We start from the raw sequence: 14,767 nt of genomic DNA, 5'->3' as shown, positions 1-14,767 counted from the left end.
GCTCCCACCCTTCTTCTAATTATTTTCTGTGTTCCGAAGGAACTAACGCGTATTAGCGCACCCTGCCACGCTGGACGAGGTTTGCGATTGCGAGCAGCACAACGGCGCCGACAAATGCTGTTATCAGATACATGATCCAACCGGCGTCGTCGGTGAGGAATCCAGTGACATTGCCAATCGCGCTACCGATGATGCCACCGATCACGCCAACAATGATGTTCCAGAAAATGCCCATCGATGCATCACGGCTCATTACCATGCTGGCCAGCCAGCCAGCGATGCCGCCAAGTATGATAGTTGCAATCCAACCCATAACCCTGTTCTCCTCACTTAACCCACAAATCGGGGCTCTGCAGGTTCAACGTCGAACTGCCAAAGCGGTTCCAAACGATATCAGGGCTTCCCATTCCGGCAACGCAGCGATTGCTTTATCTGGACGGCATTGATGTCAGTATTTCAACTGGCGTTCGTAGAGGTCGCGATAATGCTGGATGCGGGTCACACGAAGGCCTTGCATGCCCGAACGATCGACGGCGCGCTGCCACCCGGCAAATTCTTCCAGCGTCAAGCCATAGCGCTCAAGAACCTCGTCAATCGTGAGCAAACCGCCATTGACCGCAGCAACAACTTCCGCCTTGCGACGGACAACCCAGCGCTTGGTCTTGGGGGACGGCAAATCATCGATGGTCAACGGCTCTCCAAGGGGGCCGATAACCTGCGCCGGTCGAATTTTCTGGTTCTCGATCATGTATTTCCTCGGTTGGCCGTATCGACGCCTTCAGCGTGTCGACCGCTTATGGGGCGAGGCTCTTTGCCATTACCTAAATCTTCAGGGTTAACGCCACGTTTGGATTCTTCAGGCGCATTATCGTGACTGCCGGAAATCTGGCGCGCGCAATGTGCATCGAAGCTGGCAAGTGCATCTTCATCGTCTTGGCCAAGTTCACGGCGCAAATCTCGAGCAGCAGCAAGCCGGGCGACAAGCTCCGCCCATTCGATCGGGCATAGCTCTTCCGGGGCCGATTCGCCGCGTTTTTCGCCACTTATGCCGGACGCCAGGGGGAGCTTTCCTTCGAACATGACAATGGGCTTTAAGCGGCAACCGTCAAAATCTGGTAAAGCCGCCATTATCTTATGTCACAAATTTTCCGGCTGATCCTGTCGGGCTTTTGCAGCTTGCTTTAAACGTGTAGGCGGCACGCCATGTGCAGCACTACCGCCACGATTCCCGAATTGCCGGTTTCGGTTAACGCCGAAGCCCTGTTCGACCTGCCGCGACCAGCTGCAGACTGCCGGATTGTTGTCGCGATGTCGGGTGGGGTGGACAGTTCTGTTGTGGCAGCACTCGCTGCAAAAAGCGGAGCCGAGGTGATCGGCATTACGCTCCAGCTATATGATTATGGCGCGGCTACGGGACGCAAGGGTGCCTGTTGCGCTGGCGATGATATTCGCGATGCGCGGATGGTGGCAGACAGGCTTGGTATGGCGCATTACGTGTTCGACCATGAAAGCGCCTTTCGTGAAGACGTGGTTGAAACATTCGCCGACGAATATCTTGCCGGACGCACACCAATTCCCTGCATTCGCTGCAATATGGGGCCGAAATTCACCGACCTTCTGCGCATGGCGCGTGAACTTGGTGCCGATTGCCTAGCTACGGGCCATTATGTGCGCCGCATCATGGGCGAAAGTGGCGCCCAATTGCACCGCGCGCTCGATCCGGCGCGTGATCAGTCCTATTTCCTTTATGGCACAACGCAGGAACAGCTCGATTACCTGCGATTCCCGCTCGGTGGCATGCCCAAAAGCGAAGTTCGCACGATTGCAGAAGGGTTTGGACTGGCCGTGGCAGCCAAGCCTGACAGTCAGGATATCTGTTTCGTACCTGATGGCGATTATGCCAGTATCGTCAAGAAGATGCGCCCCGAAGGCGGGCGCGCCGGACAAATCGTCCACGCCGAATCGGGCGAGTTGCTGGGAGAACATCCGGGAATCATCCATTACACCGTCGGCCAGCGGCGCGGATTGGATGTGGGCGGACAGCCTGAACCGCTTTATGTCGTCGCACTCAATGCGGACAAAGCTGAAGTGCGTGTAGGGCCAAAGCGCCTGCTTGCGGTCGGTGCAGCTCTGGTGGTCGAAACCAATCGCATCGGCTCGCTACCCGATCAGCCGCTGTCAGCCAAAGTCCGATCGCTGGCAAAACCCGTTCCGATCACGCTGGAAGGCAAACTGGGTGATGGCGGCAATGTTTCAATCCGTTTCGCCACGCCAGAGTTTGGGGTGTCGCCGGGCCAGGCAGCGGTGATCTATGCAGATGAACGCGTGGTGGGCGGCGGCTGGATCGATTCGACGACATCAGCCGTCTAGCGCGGCACTGGAAATTATCCGTCCCAAGGTTCCAGGACGCAGCCTGGCCCATCGCGATAGGTAGCGGTTGTGCTTTTGATCAGCGGCACGGTGGCCGTCACGCTTTGCGCGTCTTCATCTTCTGTCAGCCAGATTGCCCACATGCCGGGCAGGAAATCACCGTAACAGCTATCCATGTCGCGTCCGGCGATATAGCGGCATGAACAGGCGGTTTTGGCGGCATAGCCAGTGCCCGCTTGGCTGAAGCCAGCTATGGCCTTGCCATAAAAAAACGCCACCAGTCCGGTGGCCAACGCCGCAAAAAGCACTATCCGCACAATGATTGCGCCGGCTTTCGATTTCGTCTGTTTTGCGGTTGCCATTCGCCTGGTCCTGCTGGAAAGGATGCGCGCTCATGCCGCGCCGCACACCCCCTAGCCGCCTCTTTGCTTTTACGCCAATAGCTAGCGCATTGGTGCTGGCGATTTCTGCCTGTTCTCAGGATGGACCTCCCCCTGAACCGCCGATAGATCCCGAGGTGCTGGAAACCGTTGTCGTGGAACCGGGCATCTCTCGAGAGGCGCTGGCCCGCGCCGTGGATGATCTCTTCGTCCTGCCCGGACTGGGTGAAACGCGCGCGGTTGTCATCATGCACAAGGGTGAAATCGTGGCGGAACGCTATGCTGATGGCTATGATCCGGACATGCGCCATGTCGGCTGGTCGATGGCAAAGACCGTCACCGGTGTCATCATTGGGATGATGGTCGCAGATGGCAGGCTTCGGCTGAATGACCCGGCGCCCGTGCCGATCTGGCAACGCAGCGGCGATCCCCGCGGAGAAATTACCCTGCGCCACCTGTTACAGATGCGTTCCGGCCTGCAGCATGACGAGATGTCAGAACCGGTCTACAATTCTGCCGCAGTGCGCATGATGTATATGGATGGCCGTGACGACATGGCCGCATGGGCGCAGGCGCAACCGCTGGCGCATGAACCGGGATCAACGTTCAACTATTCGACACCCACCAGCGTCATACTCGCCGATATTGCCACTGATCTGATCGCACCCGAAGGCACGGCAACGCAGCGGCAAGAGGCCATGAGCGAATTTATCGACGCACGGCTGGCTGTCCCACTCGACATGCCATCATTGGTCGGAGAATTCGATGCATCAGGCACATTGCAGGGCGGAAGCAGTGTATGGGCGACGGCGCGCGATTGGGCGCGATTTGGTGAATTCATGCGCGATGGCCGGTCCGCTTTGGGAACGCAGATCGTTCCGCGCGGCTGGATTGATTTAATGCGCACGCCCAGCCCAGCGGCCCCGGATTACGGCGCGCAACTATGGCTTAACCGCGATTCAGAGACGAGACGCGATCATCTTTTTGCCGAACAGGGACCAGACACCGCCTTTGCCTTGGTCGGCCATCAAGGCCAATATGTCATTGTATCGCCGCAACAGCGGCTGACCGTCGTCAGGCTGGGCAAGACCGACGATTCCCAGCGGGCAGCCCTGATGGACGAGCTGGCGCAGATTTTCGCGCTTTATCCTTCGGGATAGAAGCGTCCCTCAACCATGGTAAAGCAGTCGCCGCCCAGTATGGCGAGATCATCTTCCAGCTGGCAGGTTGCATGTCCGCCCCGCTCTGACGCCTGAAAAGCGGTAAATTCTTCGCGCCCCAACCGCGCGGTCCAGAAAGGTGTCAGCACAGCATGGGCGGAGCCGGTGAAGCTGTCTTCATCAACACCCGCACCGGGAACGAAAACGCGGCTAACGACATCGACATCGATCGAACCGGCAGGTCCGGGCGCAGTGCAGATAAACTGTTCCTCTCCCAGTTTGGCAAGGCCGCGAAGGTCGGGTTGCAGCGCGCGGATTGCTTCGGCATCGGGATAGAGGAAGATGTTGTAACCATCGGGATTACGCCACACTTCCAGCGGCTCTGCTCCCAATAGCGCAGCGGCCACAACGTAAGGCTCCTGACGGGTGGGAATGGCCGGAAGCGCAAGTTCATAACTTTCCGCCGCACGCACCACTTCCAATATGTCCGCCTGTCGGGTTGAGAAAGTCACGCTGTCGCGGCGATCGTCAGACGACAATATGGCGTGTCCGGATGCGAGCGTGGCATGGCCGCACAGGGCCACTTCCGCGGTCGGGGTGAACCAGCGCAAGGCGTAATCGGCCTGCCCTTCCGGAGTTTCGACGAGGAAGGCGGTTTCCGCAAACATGTTTTCGGCAGCGATGGAACGCATCATATCATCGCTCGGCCAGGCATCCAAGATGACCACTGCCGCCTGATTTCCGCCGAATGGTGCGAGAGCAAAGGCATCGATGTGCCAATAGGGTATGGAACCGCGTCCGTTCATTTATCTTCTTTCAGCCTTTTGAATTCATCCTGCTCGACAAGCTGGTTATTCGGTTCGTCCACATGGCCATCCGGATCGATGTGGATCAGGATCTCTGTATTGGGAAAGGCGGACAGCAGATCATGTTCCACCCTTTCAATAATATCATGGGCCTGTTCCACCGTCATCTCGGCTGGCAAATTCACATGGAACTGCGCGAAATCCTGTGCCCCGCTGGTGCGCGTGCGCAGATCATGCATCTTGGCCAGTTCCGGATGGCCCGCTGCCCGCTCGACAAAGGCCTGACGGCGATCTTCCGGCCACTCCCTGTCCATCAAATTGTCGATTGCCTCGGTGGAAGCGGACCAGGCATTCCACAGGAGCCATGCCGAAATGGCGAGGCCGAACAGCGGGTCTGCCATCGCCATTCCCATATACTGGTCCAGAACAAGTGCGGCGATAACCGCCATGTTGAGAAACAAGTCAGATTGATAATGCACGCTGTCCGTGTGGATGGCGATGGAACCAGTGCGTTTCACCACGTGCCGCTGCCAGGCAACCAGTGCCAGCGTGGCGATAATGGCGATGATGGAAACCGTGATGCCTTGTTCTGCCGCGCGCGTTTCACCACCTTGGGCCAATCGCAAGACAGCGCGAAAGGCTATCGCGCTAGCTGACAGCACGATCAGGATCACCTGGAACACTGCTGCCAGCGATTCCGCCTTGCCGTGGCCGAACCGGTGATCATTATCCGCAGGTTGCGCGGCAATCCACACACCGGCCAGCGTGGCAAGACTGGCAACGAAATCGAGCGCAGTATCGGCCAGACTGCCAAGCATGGCAGTCGAACTCGTCTGCCAGACGGCCCACCCCTTCAGCGCGCCCAGGAACAACGCCATCGCAATTGATGCAAAGGCAGCGCTTCGTGTCAGAGAGGCCCTGTCGTTACTCATGGATACAATAAGGTGCTGGCCCATTTACCAGCTTCGCCGCGGACAAATTTACGCCTCTCGTGCAGGCGATTGGGTCGGTCCCGCCAAAACTCCATTCCTGCAGGTTCAAGGCGGAAACCTGTCCATTCCGGTGGGCGAGGAACCCGCCCCGCGTCTGCATATCGCTTCTCCAGCGCCTGCACCCGTGTTAGATAAGTTTCCCTGTCATCAAGCGGCTGCGACTGGTCGCTTGCAGCTGATCCAACCTGGCTGACGAAAGGGCGAGATTGGAAATAGGCATCAGCTTGCGTGCTGCTCACTTCGGTCAGAGCGCCTTCTATACGGATCTGGCGGCGCAGGCTTTTCCAGTGGAATAACAGGGCTGCCTGCGGATTGGCGCGAATTTCAGCACCCTTGCGGCTTTGCGCGTTAGTGTAGAACACGAAACCGCCGTTTTCGCCCAAACCTGCCCCATGTTCTTTCAGCAACACCATGCGCACCGAAGGCGCCCCTGCGTGCGTGGCAGTGGCAAGTGCCATGGCATTGGCATCATTGGGCTCGCTGCCCTGCGCTTCGGCAAACCATTCATCGAACAGATCGAATGGATCGACGGATGCCGGAATGGATGTATCAGCTCTGGTCATATGCGGTAGTTCACGTGTGCAAAAATTGCCCTCATCCTTGCGTCTCTAGCCCGCTGCTGCGCGACAGGAAAGTGTTACGGCTTGCCACAATGTGCTGTCATAACTAGCTAACACGCTATGGCAGACCCATATACAACTCTCGGTGTGAGCCGTTCCGCGAGCGAAAAGGACATCAAGTCCGCTTATCGCAAGCTCGCCAAGGAATTGCATCCCGACAAGAACAAAGACAATCCGCAGGCGACCGAACGGTTTTCCAAGGTCACCCACGCTTATGATCTGCTTTCCGACAAGGATAAGCGGGCGCAATTTGACCGTGGTGAAATCGATGCTGACGGCAACCCCGCCATGCCTTTTGGCATGGGTGGTGCAGGTGGCGGTGCTGGTGCCGGTTTTGGCGGAGGGCGCCCCGGTGGTGGGCCAAACGGCTATTCCTCGCGCGATTTCCAGGGATTTGGCGCGGACGATCTCGATATTGGCGACCTGTTCGAAGGGCTGTTCGGGCGCGGCGGGCCAGGTGATGCGCGCGCCGGTATGGGTGGTGCCGGAAATGCAGGCGGTTTTCGCCAGCCGCCACCGCCACGCAAGGGAGCAGATGTCCGCTACAAGCTGAACGTACCCTTTGTTGATGCCGCCTCTCGCGCCAAGCAGCGCATCACGCTTGCCGATGGCAAGACAATAGACCTTGCGCTTCCGGAAGGCGTGGAAGACGGTACGCAGATGCGCCTCAAGGGCAAGGGGCAGCAGGGACAGGGCGGTTTTGGTGACGGTATCGTAGTCATCAGTATCCAGCCACACGCCTACTTCTGGCGTGACCGAGACGATGTAAGGCTCGATCTGCCCATCACGCTGGACGAGGCGGTGAACGGTAGCAAGGTGAAGGTGCCGACGGTAGATGGCGCGGTGATGCTGACAATCGCTCCAGGCTCCAGCTCGGGCAAGGTGCTGCGGTTGAAAGGAAAGGGCTTTTCTCGCAAGGGGGGCAGTCGCGGGGATCAGCTTGTCACGCTGGAAATTCAGCTTCCCGATGATCTCACTCAACTAACCGAAAAACTGTCGGATTGGCGCGATACAGGAAATCCTCGTGCCGATATGGGCGTTTGAGGCAGGGTTTCCTTCTGCACTGGCAGAGCATGATGCGCGCTCGACACGCGCTTGCGGCCTGATAGAAGTCTATGGCGATGGCAGTGTCCGGACCAATCGAACAGACAGCAAAGGCGAAATCGCGCCCATCCGATTATTCGCCCGAGGCGCGCCGCAAGGTGGCATTGGCTGGCGCTTGCGCAGAGGAAGCTTTCGACGAACCCTCCCTTCCCAGGAGCACCTTCGAGGTCGCCAAACGAGTGCTTGTCGGGATTTATAATGATGGCACAATCCACGCAGGCAACCTTGCCTATATGTCCGTGCTCGCCATTTTCCCGTTTTTCATCACGGCCGCTGCCATTTTTTCCGCCATCGGTGATGAGGCCGATCGCGCCGCAACCATCAATACCATTATTACAGCCTTTCCCCCCGTGGTCGGCGAAGTGATTGGCCCGGTGGCGCGCAACGTCGTTGAAGCGCGCAGCGGCTGGTTATTGTGGGTCGGCGGGGTAGTGGGTTTGTGGACGGTGGGCAGCCTGATCGAGACGATCCGCGATATTCTCCGTCGCGCCTACGGAACACACCCTTCACAGGCTTTCTGGAAATATCGCATCCTGTCGAGCGGGATCATTATCGGTGCAGTATTGCTGCTGATGCTGTCACTTATTGCGCAGGTCATGATTGGCGCCGCGCAGGAGGTCATCGCGGCCTATTTTCCTGATTTGACGAAGGCATTGGGCAGGCTGGCTTGGTCACGCATCATTCCTGCCATTGGTCTTTACAGTTCACTCTTCATGCTTTTCATCGCTCTGACACCCAGCAAATATCGCACGAAACGCTATCCCAAATGGCCAGGTGCCTTGCTGGTGACGGTGTGGTGGATAATGGTGACAATCGCTCTGCCGCCGGTATTGCGCAGCCTGTTTGCCTACGATCTGACCTATGGTTCGCTGGCCGGGTTCATGATCGCGCTTTTCTTTTTCTGGCTGGTAGGCTTAGGAATGGTTGCCGGTGCAGAACTGAATGCTGCGCTGGCGGAAACGCCAGAGGAAGAAGGTGTCCGCCTGGGCGGCGGCGCAACAGAAATCACAATGAATCGAGACGAGAAGGACATTGATGCATGACGGGGCTGATGGCAGGCAAAAAGGGTCTCATCATGGGGTTGGCCAACGACAGATCGCTGGCCTGGGGCATTGCACAAATGCTGCGTGAAGCCGGTGCCGAACTGGCTTTCTCCTATCAGGGAGAGGCATTGAAAAAGCGCGTCGCTCCACTGGCAGAGCAGGTCGGCAGCGATTTCCTGATCGATTGCGACGTATCGGACATGGGCGCGATGGACGAAGCCTTTGCCCAGATCGAGAAACGCTGGGGCAAGATGGATTTTCTGATCCATGCGATCGGCTTTTCGGACAAAAACGAACTGCGCGGCGAATATGTCGATACCAGTCTCGAAAACTTCCTGATGACGATGAATATCTCTGCCTATTCGCTGGTGGCCGTGGCCAAGCGTGCGCGCCCGTTGATGCGTGACGGTGGCAGCATCGTGACGCTGACCCATTATGGCGCTGAAAAAGTTGTGCCGCATTACAATGTCATGGGTGTGGCAAAGGCGGCGCTGGAAACCAGCGTGCAATATCTTGCCAATGACCTGGGGCCTGAAAACATTCGCGTCAACGCGATCAGCGCAGGTCCGATCAAGACGCTGGCCGCCAGTGGCATTGGCGATTTCCGCTATATCCTCAAATGGAACGAGTTGAATGCGCCGCTGCGCCGCAACGTGACGATCGAAGACGTGGGCGGTGCTGGCCTGTATCTGTGTTCCGATCTTTCATCGGGCGTGACGGGGGAAACCCACCATGTCGATGCGGGTTATCACGTTGTAGGCATGAAGCAGGAAGACGCGCCGGATATTGCGCTCACCTGAGCCGGATGCTCCACCATCCCCCGTGGGTAACGAGTTTCGTACGAATGCACATCTTCAGCCGGCTTTGCGATAAACCCGCAGACCGGCTGTTAGCAGTGTTACTGTTGCGGGGTGGCCGGGGGCGTAGCGGGGATATCTTCGGGATCGACGAGTTCCGGCAGATCCGCTCCCTCGCCTTCCAGTGTCTCTTCCTGCGCGGCACGGCGGCGCTCAAACTCGGCGCGCTCCAATTCCTCCACGCGGGCCTGCGTCGCGGCTGCTTCACCATCAATTTCGGCAAGACGCTCATCGCGAGCAGCCGCGATCAATTCCGCCATACGCACATCGCTGCCCTGCGCACGCTCCGCATAGGCTTTCTCGATCATTTCCATTGTGCAGCCAAGATCGCCCCCTGCACCCACAGGTGTGCAGCTTAGCGGACCGAAATCGCCGACCGCTTCAAGACTTTCGGCGCGGCGGGTCCAGCTCTGATTTTCGGGCGATCCGCTCTGGCGGAGGCGCGGCGGTATGCGATAACGTTCGCTTTCATCGAGCCGCGCGCAGACGGTGATCGTGTTACCATCGGATTGCGGGCATTCATCCTCGCCGAAGATGATAACCTGATTGACCTTGTCTCCGCCCTGGTCCTGCGCGGCGGCGGGCACGCCGGTTAGCGCAAAAGCTATTGCGGTGGCGGCGGAAAGAGTAAGCAAACGGGTCATGACGGTCCTCGGCAAATTGGCTTGGCGCTCACACAGCGCCTTGTGGGTTTAACGCGCGATGAAGCACGCTGGTTTCCATGGTAAGATCAGATTCGTTCGGACAGCCGGATAGCCGCCCTGCATCCCAGCCGGATGGCGGCGGACAGCAAGGGGTAGGCGGGCGCTTTTTCCGCCCCTGCCGCCAAAGCCGCATCGCGGTGCTCCCGCTCATCCTCGCGGAAACGGTCAATCATGGCGGCGAGCTCGGGGTCGTCATCATCCTTCTCCAGCTCGTCCAGCTGCTGCGAATAATGATTGTCTATTTCGGTTTCGACCGCAGCCGTGCATGCCATCGCCGCTTCCGGGCCGATCAGAGCCGTTCCCGCGCCAAGCGCAAATCCCGCAATATTCCAGAATGGTTCGAGCACTGTAGGGCGCACGCCGCGCCGCGCCATCAGTGCATCAAACTCTGCCCGATGGCCCGCTTCCTGTTCTGCCATACCGCGGATTTCTGCCGATTGCGGCCCGCGATCACCCATCACGGCCAATTGGCCGGCATAAATACGCGTGGCGCCAAATTCACCGGCCTGATCCACGCGAATCATCCTTGCACGGTCTTTCAATATGGTCATGCGGCTTTCTCCTTTACGAGTAGCAACGCCCAGATGGCCATTGCTCCACCAAGTGAGAATAGCGCGTTCCATCCGGCCAGCGAGATGCCCCATAAGGTCCACTCGGCCTTGTCGCAGCGGACGAGGACGAAGGAATTGAAATCGTCGCTAGAGCAGGCGGTGATGCCCTGCCACCAGCCATATTCCACACCAACATGGGCCACGCCGATCAATCCGGAGACCGCGATGGCGAGCGCTGCCAAGCCGACCCACAGGCGCGGTTGCGGCGCTATGGCGCCAAGAAAAGCCAAGCCGATGGCCGCAATGTGGCCATAGCGTTGCCACCAGCACATTTCGCAAGGATACAGGCCGAAAACATGTTCCGAGATAAGGGCTCCTGACAACAGCAGGGCAGGGATGGCGAATGCCAGCAGCCGGGCAAGCCTGTCGGAGGCATCAAGTGTCACATCCATGCTCGCATCTATCGGCCTTCACACAGCCATTCACAACCCCTCGAAGAGTTGTTTCAAAGCGAGCCCGTTACGGACGCCTGGCGATATTGGTGCCACCGGTTCGGCGGAGCGTCCGCACAGCGTAATCAAGCTGGAAATCATCCACACCCATTTCTTCAAGCTCTGCAGCAGTAAGCTGGAACCGCGGATCATCCAGCCTGTCACGCATCAGCGCATCGTCTTCCACGCCGATTTCGTTGATCAGATGCCCACGCAGATCGCTTTCTCGAAGGGCTAGCCGCTGACGTCTTTCAGCGTCAGGATCCGACAATTGCGGCACACGAATATCGGGTGCAATGCCGCCCTCCTGCACGCTGCGGCCAGACGGCGTGTAATAACGCGCCGTAGTCAGCTTCAGCGCCGAATCACGGGTCAGCGGAAGCAGCGTCTGCACGCTGCCCTTGCCGAAACTGCGTTCGCCCATCACCAGTGCGCGACGATGATCCTGCAACGCGCCTGCAACAATCTCACTTGCCGAGGCAGAGCCTTCATCAATCAGAACAATGATCGGCAAATCTTCTGCCACATCGCCGCGATAGACGGTTTCGGCATCATAAAAGATGGTGTCGCGGCTGGTGCGCCCGCGTTGCGAAACAATCTGTCCGTCGGACAGGAACAGGTCTGAAAGTGCCACCGCCTCATCAAGCGACCCGCCCGGATTGCGGCGCAGATCGAGCACCAGCCCGACCAAATGCCCGGTCGCCTGTTCCTGCAATTCACGCAGGCCCTTGCGCACATCGGCGCCGACATCTGCGGAAAATTCATTGACCGAGATGTGGCCTATGTTGCCGTCCATCAGGTCCCAGGTAACAGGCTCCAGCTCAATCACGCCGCGCGTCACCGTCAGTTCGAAACTGTCTTCACGGCCGGGGCGGAAAATAGTGAGTTCAATGTCGCTACCCGCCGGGCCGCGCATTTGCGCAACGGCCTGATCAATTTCCAGTCCGACAATCAGATCACCATTGATATGGGTGATGTAATCGCCCGCCTTGATCCCCGCCTGATCGGCCGGACTGCCACGGAAGGGAGAAACAACCTTTACCGCGCCGTCCTCCATCTGCACCGATATGCCCAGACCCTGGTAATTGCCGTCGATCATGGTGTTGAGGCGTTGCATCGCAGCACCATCGATATAGGAAGAATGTGGATCGAGCGCGCCCAGCATCCCGTCAATCGCGCCGCGAATCAGCACCTCGTCCTCTACCGGTTCGACATAGCTGGCCTTGATCCGCTGATAGGTCGCAAACAGACGAGCGAATTCCGGCGATGCACGGCCTTCGACCTGCGCGAAGCCAGCCGTTGTGGCGGGCAGGAGAGCGACAGCAGTGCACAGGGCAGCGGCGCGGATTGCGGGAGCGAATTTCATGGTCTTGATTGTTCCTGTCAGGAATATGTCCCAGCTTCGTCCTATCGCATGGCAGTGCTTAACGCCAGATGTGCAAGATCACACAGCGGCCAGAAGGGGCTGAAAAGGGTCTGACTGGATCAGCCGGTGTAATGCAGCGGATTGACCGGCTCTCCGCCACGGCGCAGTTCCAGCGACACGCTTGGCCTACTCGGGCCTGCAACGCCGATCGGCGATCCCAGGACGACTTCCTCTCCAACAGTCACGGTTTTGCCTGCAAGTCCGGTGACAAGGCTGGTCCATCCGCCAGAATGCTCGATAATGACGATCTGGCCATATCCGCGATACGGTCCGGCAAAGGCAATGCGCCCACTGGCGGGCGCGACCACCTGTGCCCCGGCGAGCGGACCAAGCGTGAGCCCCTGGCTGAGGCCCGCATCAAGCGGCGCACCAAAGCCGACAAGCGTGCGCCCCGTCACCGGCAGGATGTAAGGCGAAGGCGCATTGCTATCGCCTGCATCGGATGCGGCGTCAGCGATACCTCCATCGACCACGACTGAGCCTTCTGGTGCAGCGGGGCGCAATTTTGGCCCTGGCAGCGCGGCGAGGCGCTGGCGCAGCGCAGCAGCGCGATCCAGTTCGTCAACCAGCCCATCCAGATCGCGCACCTGTTCGCTCAGAGCGAGCGCGCGGTCTGCCTCCCGGCTAGCTTCACTGGCGACTGCGCGCGCGGCAAGACGTTCACGCGTTTCAACTTTGGCCAGCGCGGCGCGGCGCTCACCCAGCGACTGCTCCTCTGCCTTCAACGTCTCGGCTGCGACCCCTGCCTCTCGGCGCAATTCAGCCGCCCGGGCGAGCTGGTTGCGCAATCCCGCAGTGCTTACCCGCACCCTTGGCACCGTATTGTGCAGCATGGAGCGCAGATAGACGAGATCGCGCACTTCACCCGGCCTCAGCACCGATAGCGCGACAGGACGGCGCGAAAATTGCTGAAGCGCGGCTGTCAGGCGGACGAGTGGGCGCTGTTCCTCGCCCAGCATCTCCCGCAGATCATCGCGTTCCTTGTCAACGATGGCCATGCGGGCGCGGGCGGCAGCAATGCCTGCTTCGGCCTGCTGGATTCGCGCGGCAAGTGCGGCCGATTCGCGCGCGGCACGCTCTGCAGAATTTTCTGCCAGTGCCGCCTCTGCCTCCAGTGTTTGCGAACGCGCTTCGGCGGCGCGGCTCTCTGCCAGCGCCTGCACCAATGCCTCACGCGTTTCAGCGGAGCTATCGAATTGCGGCGCGCTCTGCCCCCAGGCCGCAGCGGCAAACAGGAGGGCGGAGCCTGCGAGGAGAAGGGCACGGTGCACCTGCCTATCCTGCCCGATGATAGGGATGGCCCGCAAGTATGCTGGTGGCGCGGAACAATTGTTCCATCAGCATGGCGCGGGCAAGCAAATGTGGCCAGGTGGCCGCGCCGAAAGAGATAAGCAGATCGGCCTCCGCCCGCTCTGCGTCCGAATGCCCATCTGCCGCGCCAATAACAAAGCGGCATTCGCGCATACCCGAATCGCGCCAGCTTTCCAGCGTAGTCGCAAGATCCTGCGAGCCGAGATTCTTGCCCTTTTCATCCAGCAACACGGTCTTGAACGGCGTAACCGGTTCGGGAATGCGACCGCCGGTTTCCGGCAATTCGGTGAGCTTATGGGGCCATGTCAGCCGCTTTGCATACCGATCCACCAGCTCCGCTTCGGGCGAACGGGCAATCTTGCCGCGGGCGATGACATGGAGAAGCATGACGCACCTATAGAGCGCCAAGAAGCAACGTGAACCTATTTGTGGTGCTGAAGCCGGTTAGACGAAGCCCGTTGGCAAAGCGGCTGATGCGGGCAAGCCCCCCCTGCCCGCAAGATTTCAGGCACTGCCCATCTTGCGCTTGGCATCCGGTTCCTCGCCAAAGCCCCACATCCGTTCAAGATTGTAAAAGCCGCGTACTTCGGGGCGGAACAAGTGAACCACCACGTCGCCGGCATCGATCAGGACCCAGTCTGCTGCTGGCAGGCCTTCAACGCGCGGAGAAGGTTCGCCCCTGTGCTTGATCTTTTCGGCGAGTTTCTGGGCCATGGCGGCAACCTGCCGCGTGGAACGGCCCGAAGCGATGACCATGTGGTCGGCAATCGAGCTTTTGCCTTCGAGCGGGATGGAGACAACGTCCTGCGCCTGGTCGTCATCCAGTTGCTGGAGGATCATTTCGTGCAATGAACCCGGCTCTGCGGGAATGGTTTCAATAGTATCAGGCATGGTGGGGATCAGTGTTGAAGCGGTGATATGGACAGGCGTCTTCGCGCCAGAGGGCGCTGGG

At 59.1% G+C, this 14,767-nt stretch carries 19 protein-coding genes; 5 read left to right on the top strand and 14 right to left on the bottom strand.

Going from position 1 to position 14,767, the window contains the following annotated elements; genetic code table 11:
- Positions 1–52: 52 nt before the first annotated feature.
- From CP97_RS02405 to CP97_RS02395, 3 genes are all read right to left on the bottom strand, one after another.
- A complete protein-coding gene (locus CP97_RS02405) occupies positions 53–313 on the bottom strand; it encodes a GlsB/YeaQ/YmgE family stress response membrane protein (protein ID WP_048884639.1) in 261 nt (86 codons plus the stop codon).
- 135 nt (positions 314–448) lie between these two features.
- Positions 449–748: a CtrA inhibitor SciP gene (gene sciP / locus CP97_RS02400; protein ID WP_048884638.1), complete on the bottom strand. Its 300-nt coding sequence runs from the start codon at positions 746–748 to the stop codon at positions 449–451.
- Positions 745–1,080: a hypothetical protein gene (locus CP97_RS02395; RefSeq protein WP_048884637.1), complete on the bottom strand. Its 336-nt coding sequence runs from the start codon at positions 1,078–1,080 to the stop codon at positions 745–747. The genes sciP and CP97_RS02395 overlap by 4 nt, the downstream gene beginning before the upstream one ends.
- 123 nt (positions 1,081–1,203) lie before the next feature.
- Between CP97_RS02395 and mnmA the strand changes: the two genes are divergently transcribed.
- The gene (gene mnmA, locus CP97_RS02390) at positions 1,204–2,370 is read left to right on the top strand and encodes a tRNA 2-thiouridine(34) synthase MnmA (RefSeq protein WP_048884636.1); all 1,167 of its coding nucleotides are present in this window, start codon (positions 1,204–1,206) and stop codon (positions 2,368–2,370) included.
- 14 nt (positions 2,371–2,384) lie between these two features.
- On the opposite strand, the gene CP97_RS02385 is transcribed toward mnmA, so the two are convergent.
- The gene (locus tag CP97_RS02385; RefSeq protein WP_149036402.1) at positions 2,385–2,732 is read right to left on the bottom strand and encodes a hypothetical protein; all 348 of its coding nucleotides are present in this window, start codon (positions 2,730–2,732) and stop codon (positions 2,385–2,387) included.
- 32 nt (positions 2,733–2,764) lie between these two features.
- On the opposite strand from CP97_RS02385, the gene CP97_RS02380 reads away from it, so the two are divergent.
- Positions 2,765–3,910: a serine hydrolase domain-containing protein gene (locus CP97_RS02380; protein WP_048884635.1), complete on the top strand. Its 1,146-nt coding sequence runs from the start codon at positions 2,765–2,767 to the stop codon at positions 3,908–3,910.
- Here CP97_RS02380 and CP97_RS02375 read toward each other — a convergent pair.
- The 3 genes from CP97_RS02375 to pdxH are packed head-to-tail and all read right to left on the bottom strand — an operon-like array spanning position 3,895 to position 6,271.
- On the bottom strand, positions 3,895–4,716 hold the full coding sequence (locus tag CP97_RS02375) for a PhzF family phenazine biosynthesis protein (protein WP_048884634.1): 822 nt from the start codon (positions 4,714–4,716) through the stop codon (positions 3,895–3,897). The two genes, CP97_RS02380 and CP97_RS02375, sit on opposite strands and share 16 nt — an antisense overlap.
- On the bottom strand, positions 4,713–5,648 hold the full coding sequence (locus tag CP97_RS02370; RefSeq protein WP_048884633.1) for a cation diffusion facilitator family transporter: 936 nt from the start codon (positions 5,646–5,648) through the stop codon (positions 4,713–4,715). Before CP97_RS02370 ends, CP97_RS02375 begins: the two co-directional genes overlap by 4 nt.
- On the bottom strand, positions 5,645–6,271 hold the full coding sequence (pdxH, locus tag CP97_RS02365) for a pyridoxamine 5'-phosphate oxidase (protein WP_048884632.1): 627 nt from the start codon (positions 6,269–6,271) through the stop codon (positions 5,645–5,647). Before pdxH ends, CP97_RS02370 begins: the two co-directional genes overlap by 4 nt.
- Positions 6,272–6,388: 117 nt before the next feature.
- On the opposite strand from pdxH, the gene CP97_RS02360 reads away from it, so the two are divergent.
- The 3 genes from CP97_RS02360 to fabI all read left to right on the top strand — a co-directional run bounded on the left by CP97_RS02360 (position 6,389) and on the right by fabI (position 9,275).
- Complete coding sequence (locus tag CP97_RS02360) at positions 6,389–7,372, top strand: DnaJ C-terminal domain-containing protein (RefSeq protein ID WP_048884631.1); 984 nt, start codon at positions 6,389–6,391, stop codon at positions 7,370–7,372.
- 83 nt (positions 7,373–7,455) lie between these two features.
- The gene (locus CP97_RS02355; RefSeq protein WP_335622377.1) at positions 7,456–8,475 is read left to right on the top strand and encodes a YihY/virulence factor BrkB family protein; all 1,020 of its coding nucleotides are present in this window, start codon (positions 7,456–7,458) and stop codon (positions 8,473–8,475) included.
- Positions 8,472–9,275: an enoyl-ACP reductase FabI gene (gene fabI / locus CP97_RS02350; RefSeq protein WP_048884630.1), complete on the top strand. Its 804-nt coding sequence runs from the start codon at positions 8,472–8,474 to the stop codon at positions 9,273–9,275. The genes CP97_RS02355 and fabI overlap by 4 nt, the downstream gene beginning before the upstream one ends.
- A 98-nt stretch (positions 9,276–9,373) precedes the next feature.
- Here fabI and CP97_RS02345 read toward each other — a convergent pair whose 3' ends face one another.
- The 7 genes from CP97_RS02345 to rsfS all read right to left on the bottom strand — a co-directional run bounded on the left by CP97_RS02345 (position 9,374) and on the right by rsfS (position 14,706).
- Positions 9,374–9,976, bottom strand: coding sequence for a hypothetical protein (locus tag CP97_RS02345; protein ID WP_048884629.1), 603 nt, complete (start codon positions 9,974–9,976; stop codon positions 9,374–9,376).
- 86 nt (positions 9,977–10,062) lie between these two features.
- Entirely contained in the window at positions 10,063–10,587 is a 525-nt protein-coding gene (locus tag CP97_RS02340) for a demethoxyubiquinone hydroxylase family protein (RefSeq protein ID WP_048884628.1), read from the bottom strand.
- Positions 10,584–11,039, bottom strand: coding sequence for a disulfide bond formation protein B (locus CP97_RS02335; RefSeq protein ID WP_048884627.1), 456 nt, complete (start codon positions 11,037–11,039; stop codon positions 10,584–10,586). The genes CP97_RS02340 and CP97_RS02335 overlap by 4 nt, the downstream gene beginning before the upstream one ends.
- A gap of 67 nt (positions 11,040–11,106) precedes the next feature.
- Positions 11,107–12,444, bottom strand: a complete 1,338-nt coding sequence (locus tag CP97_RS02330) for a S41 family peptidase (RefSeq protein ID WP_048884626.1) — start codon at positions 12,442–12,444, stop codon at positions 11,107–11,109.
- Between the two features lie 119 nt (positions 12,445–12,563).
- Entirely contained in the window at positions 12,564–13,775 is a 1,212-nt protein-coding gene (locus CP97_RS02325) for a murein hydrolase activator EnvC family protein (protein ID WP_048884625.1), read from the bottom strand.
- Positions 13,776–13,779: 4 nt separating this feature from the next.
- Complete coding sequence (locus CP97_RS02320; protein WP_048884624.1) at positions 13,780–14,202, bottom strand: 23S rRNA (pseudouridine(1915)-N(3))-methyltransferase RlmH; 423 nt, start codon at positions 14,200–14,202, stop codon at positions 13,780–13,782.
- Positions 14,203–14,319: 117 nt separating this feature from the next.
- The gene (gene rsfS, locus CP97_RS02315; protein ID WP_048886638.1) at positions 14,320–14,706 is read right to left on the bottom strand and encodes a ribosome silencing factor; all 387 of its coding nucleotides are present in this window, start codon (positions 14,704–14,706) and stop codon (positions 14,320–14,322) included.
- Positions 14,707–14,767 lie beyond the last annotated feature (61 nt).

Origin of the sequence: Aurantiacibacter atlanticus (assembly GCF_001077815.2) — a bacterium.
Taxonomy (GTDB): domain Bacteria; phylum Pseudomonadota; class Alphaproteobacteria; order Sphingomonadales; family Sphingomonadaceae; genus Alteraurantiacibacter; species Alteraurantiacibacter atlanticus.
This window is presented reverse-complemented; position numbering and strand designations above follow the sequence as displayed.